We start from the raw sequence: 14,589 nt of genomic DNA, 5'->3' as shown, positions 1-14,589 counted from the left end.
GTTCATAAGGAGAATCCCATGAGCAAGGCAATTGAGAACCTGACGACGGCGATGGAACAAGCAGCTGCTATCCGGCCGAAAGTGGGAGGATTTCCTTATCTCGCCGAGTCTCTGCGACGGGCTGGAGTCCATCGCAATATCTGGTCTCTCCCAGCCTGCCAAAGCCTGTTCTTGACGGACCTGGGGCCCGTTGTCATACAGAATGCACCCCTGATATCTGGCATGGTGGACGTCCCCGCTTTTGACCGAGAAGCCCTGATTGCAGCTCTGCGAATCGATCAGGCCGGAAAAAGCACGTTTCCAGAGTTTCTGGCAGCCAGTTGGCGCGCGGGAGTCGTGCGGTATGACGTGGATTTCGCTGCGCGCACAGTAGCCTACCTAGGCTGCAATGGGGAAGAGTACATTGAAGCCTATCCGGCAGTCGAAATCGATTAGCCGCATGTGGAGATTCAGTCGTTGCTCGCGGTACCTGCCAAACAGTTCTTTCCACGATCGCATAATCGCCGAGTCACTCATCGAGGCTCGGACTGAATGTTGAACGATCGGTGTTCGCGGATTCGGGTATTTATCGAACGACTTGGTACAGCTTAGGAAGCATTTCTTATGCAACACACGGCTCAACTATTCGATAGCTGTAATTCCAACTGACGCAGTGACAATGTTGGTGGTGGGGGCCAATTCTGCCCCAGCTTTTGAGCAAGGGCGCCGACACTTGCGACAGCCAAAGAATGTGCTGCCAACTGCTTGCGGAGGCTCTGGTCAAGCGAACTCCAGACCTGAACCCGCACCTGAAACGATCCGTTTCCGCTTCCCGGATTCTTGCTATTGATGCGTAACCATAACGGACAAGGCCCACTATAAAGAAAACGACCCCTGGGACGCGACGATCCGATGAAGAAGTACCCTCCGAGGCGCCCTAATAGGCAGTTGGAGTGAGCATTGATTGGATCGAGTGATCCGAAGAGGGGCCATGTGCTGTCCCACTGTACGTCGTTCCAGCCATCAGGGCCATTGTTGCCATGCAATACGTCTCCCGCCCAAATTGATCCTGCTGCGAAAATCTCATAGTCATCTCCGTTGTTGAGGACGATGCCCGTGTTAACGTCGCCATCGGATTGGTGGACGGTGACAGTTCTGTCGATCACCATCCGGGCGGGTGTCGAAGGAAATACAGGTGCCGGAACATCAGGCTTTTGCGGTGAATTCTCAGTGGAGAATAGCTCAGCACCATAAGAAAAGACTGTTGGTGTCGCCGTGTCCTGAATGGCTGTAATTGGAAGAGTGAGTTGGCCCGCCTGCATGCTTTGGACAACATTTGCCGGAACAGCGGGCACAGGCCAGAAAAGAATATTGCTCGGTAATGCCGGGAAACCAGCTGTTGTTACCGGATTCCCAGCATCTGAACGTCGTTTTGCGTGCAGCCAGGCCAGCGCCAAGCCAACCTGGTAATCGATAGCTTGGGGATAGATTTCATCGATCACACCATTGCCATCCACCACCGGAATGTCATTTACAAATGCATTGGCCAGCGATGTGAACTTCTGATCGAGCAGCGACTTCAGACGTGCTTCTTCTGTTGCGCCGGCACCAAGCAAGACGGCTACTGCACTCGCAAAACAACCTTCAGCAATCGGATGATCGGAAGGTTCAAGATTAGTATGTTTGTGGCGCTCTGCCAGCCAGCCAAGATACGCATCGCGAACTGTTGTGTCAGGGTCATCGAGCGCCGTCAGCGCAAAGTAGGGTGGAAAGGCGGCCGACCATGCGCCTGTTTTTCCTCCTGTGAACCCACACGCAAATATCCAGCCTTGAAAACGAGTGGCCAGCGGGATGTTCTCTTTAAGAAACAACGATATCGCTACTTCTTGAGCAGCGGGGTCATCCTTTACGTCGAAACAGCCGCGAGATTGATAGACCGCGTAGGTACGGGCCATAGGCACGGAAGCAACCGGAACAGCGACCGAGAGAATTGATGCAGGAATCCCTGCGACAGGCAAAGCGATTCCAGCCAGAGGTACGGATTCGGGAATGAAAGCAAAAATTCCGAGAGAAGCAATGACGCCTGTCAGCATCGGAGCAATCACCGGGGCGGCAACGGCGCCGGCTACCGTCCAGAGCGTTAATGGATCAGATAGGCAATTCCAGTATCCGGCTTGTTTCATTGCACCGGCAAAGTCTGTGCGGGCTGCGTAGCTATTGCCAGTAATACTTTGCAGGGCGCGACCTAATGGAAATTCAAGCGCCGGAAGAATACCGGTGGCGCCCCTTGCATTCAAACCTCCGACTGGACGTACCAGCAACCAACTATGCTCGGCCAGGTAGTCGCCGAGATTGTTAGCCTGCCGAACTACTTCCATGCGCGTTCCGGCCGATGTGCAAAGTTTGTTGATGATGAAGTAAGTGGTTACCAGGCCCACTAATTCATCCATCGACAACTCCCATCGGCGATAGCGATCAAAATATCCCCATCGCTCATCACCCAGGTCGGTTCCATTCGCCTTGATATAACGCTGCGTTTCTTGTTCGCCCATCAGATTGACCAACGTATCGCGGTTGCGCAGCGGCCAATGTCTTGGGTCTGTGGATGGACTGCAATAGAGGTAGTTGCCATTTTCAATCAGAAACTCGTCAGAGGCCAGCGGTGATGAACCTGCTAACAACCAACGATCCGAGCATGTCGGATCCCATCGCATGGGATAACCGTCGAAATGATTGCCGCTGGATTTGTAAAGGGACTTGAAGGTCGCAACTGCCGAATGCAGAATTCTCGGCGCGTGCGGGTGTCCAATAGCGTCTTCAACTGCCAGGCAGGCCAAGAACATCGATCCCGTCAACAAAGGGTTGTCATTTTCCGGGGGATTGCGAATGCAGTTCCACCGAGTAAGTTGCTGATCGGTTTCGCTCTGAGCCAGCAGATCGCTCGTCTTGAGGTTTGTATTCAACTGATTTTGCTGAGAGAAGAAGTTTCTCCTGAAGTATCGTCCGATTGCAAAATGACGGGAGAGAAACGCCGCGCGAAGTTGCGAATAAAGAGTTGCAAGCTGTTGATCGGTAGCCACCGTTCAGTCCTCCTCAAGAAGTCGATTCGTGCGTCAACAGCAGTTATTGAAGTGTGACCAGAACAGGAATGAGTCCCAATTTGCCTGATATTGGCTTCAATGCCTTTCCGAGAATCGCGCCAAACGAACGATTTGGCTCGCTGGCTTTCATTGCATGTCCGGGGGTAGAAGAGGAGGTCAACAAATCGCCGACGCAGATTGCCTCTTGACGGGCGTCTACCTTGCAATACACCTTTCCGACCAGAGCCACGGGAACACGGGCTTGATCTGATGTCTTTTTATCCAGCACGATCGCATGCCGGTACTCACCCGCACCGGATACGACACCGGCAACCTTTCTGTCGTAAGCTTCGCAGCTTTCTTTCAGTTGCCCGTCTTTGTCGATCACAACGACAGTTCCCGCACCAGGAAGCCGCTCTTCGGGAACTACATCGAAATGCTCTGCACAATCGGCTCCGGACAACAGGACATCGCCAGTCACCATGAGATCTCCATGGAAATAGCCGGCATATTGACCGCCTTCACCAAAGATGCCTACGCCTGTTGTGCTTCGCCCATCCACACCTCGTCCAGAGTTACTCGTGGCAAATACCCCTGTGTCCGTCATTGCTGTTGCCCGGATTGCGATGCTCTGAGTGCTGCGTGCGTCAATTCCAAGGCCAGAAGTGCTGATGGCAAAAAGAGCGGTATTAGTTTGACTGATAGCCTGCACACCAATGCTTGAGTTACTTCGAGCATCGACACCCATCCCAGAGGAGCTTGTAGTGAACAGGCCAGTGTTAGTCTGGCTTTCGGCATGGACTCCAATGCCCGAATTGCTGCGAGCATCAACTCCCATTCCGGATGTGCTGGTGGCAAACAATCCAGTATTGTTTTGCGCGGTGGCATGAATTGCTATTCCCTGTTGGGCTGAGGCTACGACCGCTGTTTCGGTGGCGGCTGAAGCAATACCAATTTTCGCTCCAGGCGTAGCTGTTCCAACGCCAACATTGCCGCTCGCATCGATACGCATGCGCTCGGCATTGTTCGTTTTCATAACGATTGGTTGAGCATCAGTCGTACCCAGGAAAACATTCGATCCGTTTCCAGTGTTACCAGACAGTTCCCACGTAGTGATTGGCACAAAACCCTCCTCTTTGAAGACACTCTCGGAAACATTTCTATAAAAGAGCTGCAAACAATGAATGGGATTCGTTCGCTGGCTTGGAGGAAAGTCGAAGACCGCCTGGCGAACACAGCCGCCGATACGTTCTTTTGGGCCCGATGGAATCTTATGCTTAGTTTCTACTTGTGACCGAGCAACATTACTGATCCAAAACTACTTACTATGTTCTTCAGGAAACTCAACTTAGCACATATTCTTGAGGTTGTCTTCGACATTTTCTGATCCAGATTGCTCTCTTTCCTGAAGCACTCATCGGCCTGAAGTTAACAGTCGAGGGGACGTCTGACTCCGATCCGACCGAATAGGTGACCAGCCATATCGACGGGAACCAACGTCATTTGTTAGTAGTTAACTGAGTGGGTCGGTCAGGCGGGCGATCGATTAACATTTTGCAGAGGAACTTCGAGCCATGAATCAAGCAGAGATGATCGCCAAGTGGGACGAGCACATTCGTTATGAGTTTTCGACTCGCGACGTCTCTTCGACCATTACAACAATGGTCGAGGATGCCTACGTCAACCATGTCCCCGTCATGTCCGGCGGCTACGGTCATGCGGCCTTGCGCCGGTTTTATGCGGAAGACTTCATCTCGCTAATGCCGGCTGACACTTCCATCAAACTCATCTCCCGTACCCTCGGCGAGGATCAACTGGTTGATGAGATGATATTTTCTTTCACCCACACCGAAGAGATGCCCTGGATGCTCCCCGGAATTCCTCCGACTCATCGCCACGTTGACATTCCTCTTGTCGTGGTTGTCGGTTTTCGCGAAGGCAAGCTGGCGCATGAGCGCATCTACTGGGACCAGGCGTCAGTGCTCAAGCAAATAGGTCTGCTCACGAACCCATCGCTCCCGGTATTCGGCGGCGAGACCGCGCAGAAGCTCCTCAATCCTGCCCTGCCCTGACTCGATTCGAGGAGGAGTTTATTCGCACTTTGTATACTGGCGACGCGCTTGTATCGCAAAGCGATAGGCAAGTTTTCGGTAGACAGCCGCCATTTTTGCCGATTACCAGGCGTCAGGAGTTTTGTGGTGAAACAGCAGCTACTCGCACCCCAGGCCGTCAACTTTCCTTGCGAGCAAGTCCGTTCGCTCTTCCCTGCGCTCGCCGAGGAGCCAGGCTTCATCTTTTTCGACAATGGTGCTGGTGCTCAGATCCCCCGAGCTGTTTTCGACGCAATCAATGATCATTTACTGCACCGCAACGTGCAGCGTGGCGGACGCTACGCTAAAAGTATTGAGGTCGACGCAACGATCGCACGATCCCGTGAGAGCGTTGCCGCTTTGATCAACGCACACAGCAGCGAGGAAATCGCCTTTGGTATGAATGCCACATCGTTTCTTCGTCTGCTCAGCCTCGCGATCGGTCGTACCCTCCAGACCCGCAATGAGATCGTCGTTACAGACCTTGATCATGAAGCCAACATCGCCACCTGGCTGCAGCTCGAGCGGGAGGGAGCGAGGATTGTCTGGTGGAAGATGCGTGAAGATAACAACCTTTACGTTGAGGACCTAGCGCCGCTCATCAACTCGAAGACCCGTCTTGTTGCTTGCACGGTTACCTCCCACACCCTCGGTTCTATTGTTGATGTCGCGGCCGTTGCCAAACTGTCGCACGCTGTCGGTGCTGAAGTCGTCCTCGATTGTGTTCACTACGCTCCCCATGCACTCATCGATGTGCAGGCATTCGATTGTGATTACCTGGTCTGCTCCGGCTACAAGATATTCGGCCCTCACATGGGTTTCATGTGGGGGAGACTCGATCTTCTGAATGTTCTCCAGACCTTCCGTGAGGAGTTTATCCCTGACTCTCCTCCCGGCAAGATCGAAGCCGGCACCTTTATCTACGAGAATGTTGCTGGAATGGCTGCTGCTATCACCTATCTGGAAACTCTCGGCGCAAGCCATGGCGGGGAAGAGGAACCCGCGGCCTCCGGATCGCTCCGAGCTTCTCTAGTTCGTACGATGACTTCAATCCGCGAGTACGAAGCCACACTTTCTTTCGAAATGCTTAAGGTCCTGCAGGCTGCTGACGCCATCATCTATGGCATTGATGACACCTCCCGCCTGGCCGAACGCGTTCCTACGTTTTGTTTTAGACTTCCCAACGTTCCACCCGCGCATGTCACCAAGGTCATGTCTGACCGCGGCATTGGCATTCGTGACGGCCACATGTACGCTCCGCGATTGATGAAGCGCCTTAGGGCGAGCCTCGATATTGGTGTCAACCGCGCATCCCTTGTCCACTACAACACCATTCAGGAGATCCACGAGTTCGGGAAGGTACTCCGTGATATCGTTCGGGGACACTAAGAAAGCTACTCCTGAGCGGGCGCCGATGGCTTTCCATCTCGCCAACTGGCCGGAGACGTCTCCCAAACTCAACCGCGCGCTCACGCAACGCCAACTCACCATGATGACGATTGGCGGTGCGATCGGAGTCGGGCTTTTTCTCGGCAGCTCAGTCACGATCCGGCTTGCCGGACCAGGCGTCATCCTCTCTTATCTATTTAGCGCCATCATCGCTCTTATCGTCGCTTACTCGGTTGCGGAGATGGCCGTCACACATCCCGTCCCCGGCTCTTTTGGCGTCTATGCGCAGACATACTTGAATGAGTGGTCCGGCTTCACGGTTCGTGTTACCTACGCATTCGTTCAAATCCTGGCCATCGGCGCGGAGGTCACGGCCGTTGCAATTTACTTTTCCCTCTGGTTTCCGACGGTTCCGCAATGGATTTGGGTGGTTGGAGTCTCGGTCGGTTTGATCGCAGTCAATAGGCTGCATGTCGGCAACTTTGGTGAATTCGAATACTGGTTCGCCATCATCAAGGTGATCGCTATCGTGAGCTTCATTCTCGTCGGCCTCGGACTGATCTTCGGCGCCGGCCCTGCGCGCGCCATTGGATTCTCAAATCTCGTCTCCCACGGAGGATTTCTTCCCAGTGGCCTGAAAGGTGTCGGGCTTGCGTTGAGTCTCGCGCTGACAAGTTACATGGGAGTGGAAATCATCGGCATCACCGCTGGCGAGGCCTTGCAACCCGAAAAGACCATTCCTCACGCCATGCGGACCGTCATCCTTCGGCTCATTCTCTTCTACGTGCTCTCTATCACGGTGATGCTCTCGATGACTCCGTGGGACAGGATGGGCAGCGGCATCACTGGCAGTCCCTTTGTGCTGGCTTTCGCGAAAGTCGGCATTCCGTACGCTGCGAAGATCATGAATGTAGTTGTCATCACCGCCGCTCTTTCAAGCGCGAACACCAATCTCTACACCACTAGCCGGACACTCTTTTCGCTGTCTCATGACGGCTATCTCTCGAAGGCTCTCAGCAACCTGGGCAGGAACGGCGTACCCTATGCTGCCCTGATGGTTTCGGCCGCTGGCATGGTCGCCGCCATCCTGCTGGCCATCTTCGTTCCTGGCCGAGCATTCCTGCTGCTTTACGGCGTCGCTGTAGCTGGCATGTTTTTCGTTTGGAGCATCATCTTGCTCGCTCATTTGTCCTTTCGTCGCTCAATTGGGAAAGATCGTCTGGCACAGCTCCCTATCCGCCTGCCGTTCTCGCCTTACCCGCAGATTGCGGCCCTGATCGCTCTCGCGGCCATCGCTATCAGCACCTACCAGGTGGAGGACCTGGAATACTCGGTTCCGAGTTTCACCGCGTTTCTGCTGGTGATTACTGTCTTCTGCTGGACGGCGAAGCGTAGGAACCGAAGCAAAGGAGGGACAGCTCTGAATGCGCTCTCTTGATATCTAAAAGTGAATAGTTGAGATCGCGAAACGATTGGGCACTTCCAGATGATGCGCTCTACCTAATCTCCAACTGCTCAGAGCTCAGTGAAAAGGGTGGCACCCATATTTAGCGCTCAAACTCTGCCTATTTAAGATTCCGCTTGTACAACGCCGTCAGCTCTGACCACGCTCTCTCCGCGCCCGCTTCGTTGTAAACCTGGCTTCCGCGCACAGTCCACCCGTGGTTGCAGCCTTCAAAAACCTCCACAGTTGCCCTCAGATGAGCCTCCGCAAATGCCTCTTTCAGCTTGTCTTTCGCCAATGGATCACGCTTGTCGTCATTGGCCGCCACGCAACACAGTACCTCAGCCTTCATCCTGGGAATCAGCAGATGTGGACTGTCTGGCTTGTCAGTAACGAGTCCGCCGCCATGGAATGTCGCCGCAGCGCCAATGCGGTTCGGAACGGTCGCTGCCGTGCGGAACGTCAGCGGACCGCCCATGCAGTACCCTTGGACGCCCATTTTCTTGTTCTTATCGGTCTGCGGTTGTTGATCCAAGAAATCGGTGTACGACTTCGCATCGCTGATGTTGGCGTCTGCCGTCAGCGCTGCCGCCAGAGGCATCACCTTTGCGCGGTCCTCCGGCTTCGAGAAGTCAAACGAACCATCCACAACCGGCGCCTTCGCATTGCGATAGAACGGATTCGGTACCAGCACCACATAGCCCTCGGCGGCAAGCCTGTGTCCCATCTCGCGAAAGATGGGTCTTAACCCCAGGATGTCTGTCCATATCAATACCGCTGGCCACGATCCCTTACCTTCAGGGTAGAAGAGTGCCGAATCCGACACGCCGCCCGAAGACATTGTCACATTCACATCCTTCTCCACAACCTTAGCCTCAGCCGTTCCGATAGCCGAACTCAGTACCACCGTAGCTGCTGAACCGACGATAAAAGCACGCCTTGAGACGGTCGGATCATGCGTCACGCCTTGATGAATAAAGTCATCGCACATATGCTGGGTCTCTCTCCCTGTCCATTTTTTTTGAATCGGCAGTATGACTGAACTGAAGTCCTGTTGTCGATGCATTCCTGTACTCGCCTCAAACCGTTGTGAAGGCCACATCTGGCTCGACTGCAACGCACAGGAGCGAAGTGCAGTTCGAAGAAGCTCGCAGGGGAGACGAAGCGCCTTTCTCAGGATTCAACTGCCGAAATAATCGAGGTCGACTATCTAGGCGTGTGGATACCGATCTGTGGTACGAAGCACAAAAGTACTCATTCGCGATACGATCACAGCTCGATCGCCAATCGTCTCTCTATATCCTAGTCCTCTATTGTCTATCCGCGTCCACCGCGGAATCGCCGAACGTAATTCCGGTCTTACTGTCTACGTATTGAGTACTTAGCCGGAGAACAAAAGTCTCGTCCATTGCTAGTTCTTCGGTCGAAAGAAGTGCATCCTACAGATTGTCCTTGATCACAATGACGGACGAGCGTGGCCTTCCACCCGCTCCCAGAACATAAGCCGCCCTGAGTATCGATGTCGACCAGAAGGATCTCGTTGCAGTCGGTAAAGCTGCAACAAATGCAAGTCTACCGGGGCGGCGAACGCACCATCATTGTGCTCGCGTGCATCGGCTTTTTATCTACAGCTTGCACCATAGTTCTATCGCTCTTTCCTGCGGAGACGACACGCATCCCGCCCGTACCCTTTTCAAAGTCGTGATGACGCTTGTGCTGCTGACCGCCTGTGTTGCAATCTATCGTTCAAGTCGCAGCAGACAGCAATCCGATATCTCCGCTCAATGAACGGAAAGATGCCGTCATCTATCGTGCAGTTGAAAGGAACAACTCATGACCCAATCTGTCACAGAATTACTGGATTTGTATAATGCTGCAGCCCCGCTTGAGGAAGCGTATACAATTCCCGCTGGGTGGTATCTGGATCAGCGCATCGAGGAGGTTGAGCGCGAAGAGGTCTTCGGCAGGAACTGGATCGCCGTTGGCCGGATCGACCAGGTCGCAGTGGAGGGCCAGTTCTTTACGGTTGAAATTGCGGGCGAGCCGCTTGTAGTCGTGCGCGGATCAGATGGCGAACTGCGAGCCTTTTTTAATGTCTGCCGCCATCACGCGGCTGCTGTCGCGAATGTGCCGTCCGGAACCGTACAATACCTGCGCTGTCCTTATCACGGATGGACCTATGGACTAGACGGGTCGCTGAAAGGCGCTCCGGAATTTACGGGCGTGTGCAACTTCGATCGCGGAGCCAATGGGCTTATTCCTATCCGCGTAGAGACCTGGGAGCACTTCGTCTTCGTCACTTTCGACCGTGGCGCACCCCCCCTCATTGCTCTTCTCGGTGACTTGCCAGGGCGCGTGGTACCGCTCGACTTACCCAATCTTCAATTTTTCGCGCGCAAGACCTACACACTCGCATGTAACTGGAAGGTCTATGTGGACAACTATCTCGACGGCGGCTACCACGTGCCTCACCTGCACAAAGGCCTGAGCAGTGTGCTCGATTACAAGGAGTACACGATTGAGAACGGGGAGCACTATTCCCTGCAAACGAGCCCGATGGTGAATTCAGAAGAACACGAATCGTTTGCCGCGACACGCACCGGCGACCGCGCTTACTATTACTGGCTATATCCCAACTTCATGATCAATATCTACGAAGACCTGATGGACACTAACCTTGTGCTACCGCTGGCGACGGACCGCTGCCTTGTGCAGTTCGATTTTTTCTTCAAGGATACGAGCAATGCCGCGCTGCCGGCGAACACCAGGAGCATGGCCGTAAGTGATCGCATCCAGGACGAGGATGTAGATATTTGTGAAAGCGTGCAGCGGGGTCTGCGCTCGCGCGCGTATGGAATGGGACGGCTATCTGTACGGCGAGAGGCTGCGGAACATCTGTTTCATCGACTTCTGGCGATGGACCTGCGGCGAGCGGGAAATTCAAGCTGCTGAGACTCTGTCATAGCTTATCGCCCTTTCAGGAGGGCACCTACCGAAGTGGTTATGCCAGCCGTCCCGGCAGATACTGTCCCAGAAAACGCCGTGCCAGGATGAATCCATCCTTGCGCTGCTGCGGGAAGTCGGGAAGGTTGCCGCTGTGTGGTGCATCCCAGAATTCGTCCTCGTGTTCCACCGCGATGCCGCCCTTGAACTGGATTTGCAGCAGCACTGTGAGGAACTCCGGCCAGTTCACGATGCCCTGTCCAGGGATACGGTAACGCCACCATCCATGCCCGTGAATGCCCACCTGTTGCAGCACCGGCTGGATGATCTCGGTATCTTTGGCATGCACGGCGAGGATGCGATCTTTGAACTGCCACGCCACGCTGATCGGGTCAATGTACTGCCGCACGAAATGCGAAGGATCGAATTCCAGCCCCAGCCGCTTGCTCGGCACGAGGTTGAAGACGGCCTGCATCGCAGCTGGAATGCTAGCGAAATTGCCAACGTTTGGGTAATTTTCCCATCCCATTGACACGTCGAGTTTTTCGCAAACGGGCAGGTATTTTCCGTTGAAGACATCGGCGAAGGCTTTGGCCTGATCTTCCATGCTGGCGCCGGGCATCCCACCGCTGAAGGTTCCAACAAACTTGCAGCCCAGGCGATGGCAAAATTCCAGGGCGCGAACGAACTCGGCATTCGCAGTTGCGCGCTTGCCTGCATCGGGGTCCGTGTGGTTGGGGCCGAAGAATTCAATACTGATAATGCGAATGCCTGCGTTGCGCGCCACGGCCAGAACCTGATCGATGGCGCTGTCGCTTAGATCAGGGTTGAAGTTCGGACTCGGCGTCAGCACCACCCCTTCGTAACCGGCTTGCGCTGCAAAGGCGAGCTTCTCCGGCGAGTACGGGGTGATGATGGAGAGCTTGGGGTAGGGCGTATCTGCTGGCATAGCCGTCTGCCCTGCATGCTCCTGTGCCGTCGCAGCCTTTGCTCCTACCATGCCCAGCGCAGCCGCGGATGTCCCGCCTACCTTTAAGAAATCGCGCCGATTCCAAAACGAGCCTTCGCTCTCCATAGCCTCATCTCCTATATTCGGCGCAATCCTTCGATCAGGTCACTGCCCTGCAGAATTATATAGGGCACGTCGAACGATACGGACAGCAACGAATGAGGCGAAGGTCAATGATCGTTCATCATCAAAACAGCAAGTTCTACACGACTGCGAACCCCGACCTTTTCAAACATACGGGACAGGTAGTTCTTGACTGTGTGCTCGCTCAGGTTCAAGCGCCTTCCGATCTGTCGATTTGTTTGCCCCTCGACGACAAGGCGCGCAACCTTCAGTTCTCGGTCATTCAGTTGCACATTCGTAGACCTTGCGCTGCAGAAGGTTGAGCATTCTGCAAAAGCGTCAAATACAGCACGCAATTCTCCCGGCTGAACCCACACTTCCCCTTGGCGTACTTTGTCGACGCACTTAACGAGCTGCTCCATAGGGTCTGAACGATGAAAAACGCCCCGTGCATGAGCTCGGAATGCGTCGAGCGCCAACTCTTCATTGGTATCGTCCAACAGTACAATGACGCGGCATTCCGGCAGAAGACTATGCAAGGTTGGAAGGACGCGAAAACCTGCAAGCGGACCATCGCTCAGAGCGGCACTGATGAGTGCAATCTCTGGCTGTTGTGCTCGGGCAACCTGCTCCACTTCAGCGCTACTGGTCGCCTGTGCCGCGCTGCCAATCAAATCGCGATGTCGGCTCAGGTTAAGGAGCATGAGTTCACATTCCAGAGCCGTCCTATCTGAAATGAGAAGCCGCAGGTGCACTGTGTCCGTTGGACCGTCATGGTTCTGACTTTCCACAGGGACTCTTTGCAGGCTTTCCACGTGAAGGCCTGCCAGATGTTTGCTGGTTTTGGCTGCAACTTCTGATCCTGGAATCGGCGCTGCGGCGAAGACAGCATGTGCTGTTCGGTGTGACCCCGATTCCTGGACACGCTGACTCAGGCGAGTATTTGCCGTTTCCGATGCTGGCGTCACACAGCTACCTCTAACCCGAGAAACACGTATGTATGCACAACAGTTGTGTAACCCGGGTTATTAATTCAGGAGTGGCCTGTACAAGTCGCTGCCTGGCTATCAAGTCTTAAACGCGTTAAGACTTTATTGCTTAAGTCTTAACGCGTTTAAGACTTCTTTGTCAAGTGAGGCCCTCGCTAGCAAGGCGGCTATCGATGGTTTAGATATGTAGCCAGAACCCAACTTCGTTGTCGCGGACGAGAACTGTCAGGATTGATCCTTCTGAGGCCTATTGCCGGCAAGCTGAGATCCGACTTTGGAGAAGCCTGCTTTAACGGAGTGAATTGCCCAACCACCGAATTTCGGGATGAAACGCCATAGAGCGGGGCGTCGTTTAGGCTCGGGCTGGGTTTGCGGTCGAGATGAACCCGAGACCGACAAGAGACCACCTGGGATTTTCGGCACGGAAGAAGCGAACTGGGACTGTATGTGCCGAACCTTGGCTTTTGAAACCGTCGACATATGTCGTTGTAACACGCGCTTTGGCTCGGCATACGAGACCGGTTGAGGCCGGTGTGGAGATTCCGGGATCGAATCTGCCGTCTGTGGTGGCAGTGCAATTGCAGACAAGGTGGGAGAAGGAGTAAAGGTCGCTTCCGGCACCAGCCTTATCGCAAGGAAGAGTGAGACCGCGGCAAGGCATGCGAACGCAGCCTTTTTGTTCGCGGAATAATCCAGATTGGGTGGCGATACCATCGCGCGAACCCTTGTGGAGAGTAAAGAGGGCGAGGAAAGAAAATCTATCGGACCGGCGAACCCTTCTCCGGAAAGCCGCCAACTTGCCAAGGTCGTCAGGCACGCCGCATAGTCGAGGCGGCATGCATCCGAGCGATCTGCTGAGGCTTCATCGCAGATCAATTCGCGATCCCAACGCAGGTGACGTCGAACAAGCCACGCTGCAGGATGGAAGAAAACAAGATAACAGCCAACAGTGGCAAGTCTGTCCCAGAGATAATCCCGTCGCCGAACATGCATTAATTCATGCTTGAGAATGCCCATGAGTTGTGGCGTCTCAAGTCGAGAGAGGTACTCGTTGGGCAATAGGATTTGGGGGTGTCTCCACCCGGCAGCGGCAGGCGAGCCGAGGCGCGGGACCAGCCGCAATTCACAATGAGGTGCTTGAACACCCGTACGGACGGATTCGAAAAGGGACAAAAGTGAATCGGAGGGAGGTTGTGAAGTCCGTAAGAGAGTTTTTAATTGCCAGAATCGGGCGCAAAAGCTGAGCAAGGAGAGAGCGAGGATAGCCAAATATGTCCAACACAAGCCGGACAGAATTGTCGAAAAGTAGGGTGTGAAATCAAAATTGAGCGCCCACGACCAATGTGTCTCTGCAACACCTGGAAAGGCCGCGCTAACGGAGGCACCTGAGGCTGACAAACGGGAGAGGGGAAGCAAACCTAACCATGCTGCCACCATTCCTCCGAGAAAGACTCCCCATAGCCAAAATCGGAATTTAGGATCCCGGACGAACCGGCACAGGAGCCACAAGAGCATGTATCCAGCCGCAGACTGAACCACATACGTGAACCACAGACTCGAAAGCGCCGATGCAGTCTCACTACTCATTTGGCTTCAGGCCTTG

11 protein-coding genes are annotated in these 14,589 nt (G+C 54.2%); 5 read left to right on the top strand and 6 right to left on the bottom strand.

Annotation, left to right across the window (positions count from 1 at the left end):
* Positions 1-18 precede the first annotated feature (18 nt).
* Complete coding sequence (locus VEV40_RS00100) at positions 19-435, top strand: hypothetical protein (protein WP_324829331.1); 417 nt, start codon at positions 19-21, stop codon at positions 433-435.
* 182 nt (positions 436-617) lie between these two features.
* On the opposite strand, the gene VEV40_RS00095 is transcribed toward VEV40_RS00100, so the two are convergent.
* Complete coding sequence (locus VEV40_RS00095) at positions 618-3,059, bottom strand: hypothetical protein (RefSeq protein ID WP_324829330.1); 2,442 nt, start codon at positions 3,057-3,059, stop codon at positions 618-620.
* A gap of 43 nt (positions 3,060-3,102) precedes the next feature.
* Positions 3,103-4,182, bottom strand: a complete 1,080-nt coding sequence (locus VEV40_RS00090; protein ID WP_324829329.1) for a hypothetical protein — start codon at positions 4,180-4,182, stop codon at positions 3,103-3,105.
* Positions 4,183-4,633: 451 nt separating this feature from the next.
* On the opposite strand from VEV40_RS00090, the gene VEV40_RS00085 reads away from it, so the two are divergent.
* From VEV40_RS00085 to VEV40_RS00075, 3 genes are all read left to right on the top strand, one after another.
* Complete coding sequence (locus VEV40_RS00085) at positions 4,634-5,131, top strand: ester cyclase (RefSeq protein WP_324829328.1); 498 nt, start codon at positions 4,634-4,636, stop codon at positions 5,129-5,131.
* A gap of 126 nt (positions 5,132-5,257) precedes the next feature.
* Positions 5,258-6,538 carry a cysteine desulfurase-like protein gene (locus tag VEV40_RS00080; RefSeq protein WP_324829327.1) on the top strand — a complete coding sequence of 427 codons (1,281 nt, stop codon included), beginning with the start codon at positions 5,258-5,260 and terminating at the stop codon, positions 6,536-6,538.
* A gap of 25 nt (positions 6,539-6,563) precedes the next feature.
* A complete protein-coding gene (locus VEV40_RS00075) occupies positions 6,564-7,976 on the top strand; it encodes an amino acid permease (RefSeq protein WP_324829326.1) in 1,413 nt (470 codons plus the stop codon).
* A 127-nt stretch (positions 7,977-8,103) separates the two neighbouring features.
* On the opposite strand, the gene VEV40_RS00070 is transcribed toward VEV40_RS00075, so the two are convergent.
* The gene (locus VEV40_RS00070; protein ID WP_324829325.1) at positions 8,104-8,973 is read right to left on the bottom strand and encodes a dienelactone hydrolase family protein; all 870 of its coding nucleotides are present in this window, start codon (positions 8,971-8,973) and stop codon (positions 8,104-8,106) included.
* A gap of 842 nt (positions 8,974-9,815) precedes the next feature.
* On the opposite strand from VEV40_RS00070, the gene VEV40_RS00065 reads away from it, so the two are divergent.
* Positions 9,816-10,934: an aromatic ring-hydroxylating dioxygenase subunit alpha gene (locus VEV40_RS00065; RefSeq protein WP_324829324.1), complete on the top strand. Its 1,119-nt coding sequence runs from the start codon at positions 9,816-9,818 to the stop codon at positions 10,932-10,934.
* A gap of 49 nt (positions 10,935-10,983) precedes the next feature.
* Here VEV40_RS00065 and VEV40_RS00060 read toward each other — a convergent pair whose 3' ends face one another.
* The 3 genes from VEV40_RS00060 to VEV40_RS00050 all read right to left on the bottom strand — a co-directional run bounded on the left by VEV40_RS00060 (position 10,984) and on the right by VEV40_RS00050 (position 14,573).
* On the bottom strand, positions 10,984-12,000 hold the full coding sequence (locus tag VEV40_RS00060) for a sugar phosphate isomerase/epimerase (protein WP_324829323.1): 1,017 nt from the start codon (positions 11,998-12,000) through the stop codon (positions 10,984-10,986).
* A gap of 104 nt (positions 12,001-12,104) precedes the next feature.
* Positions 12,105-12,701: a response regulator transcription factor gene (locus VEV40_RS00055; RefSeq protein WP_324829322.1), complete on the bottom strand. Its 597-nt coding sequence runs from the start codon at positions 12,699-12,701 to the stop codon at positions 12,105-12,107.
* Between the two features lie 510 nt (positions 12,702-13,211).
* Complete coding sequence (locus tag VEV40_RS00050; protein ID WP_324829321.1) at positions 13,212-14,573, bottom strand: M56 family metallopeptidase; 1,362 nt, start codon at positions 14,571-14,573, stop codon at positions 13,212-13,214.
* Positions 14,574-14,589 lie beyond the last annotated feature (16 nt).

The organism is Alloacidobacterium sp. (assembly GCF_035631355.1).
In the GTDB taxonomy this organism is placed as follows: Bacteria; Acidobacteriota; Terriglobia; order Terriglobales; family Acidobacteriaceae; genus Alloacidobacterium.
This window is presented reverse-complemented; position numbering and strand designations above follow the sequence as displayed.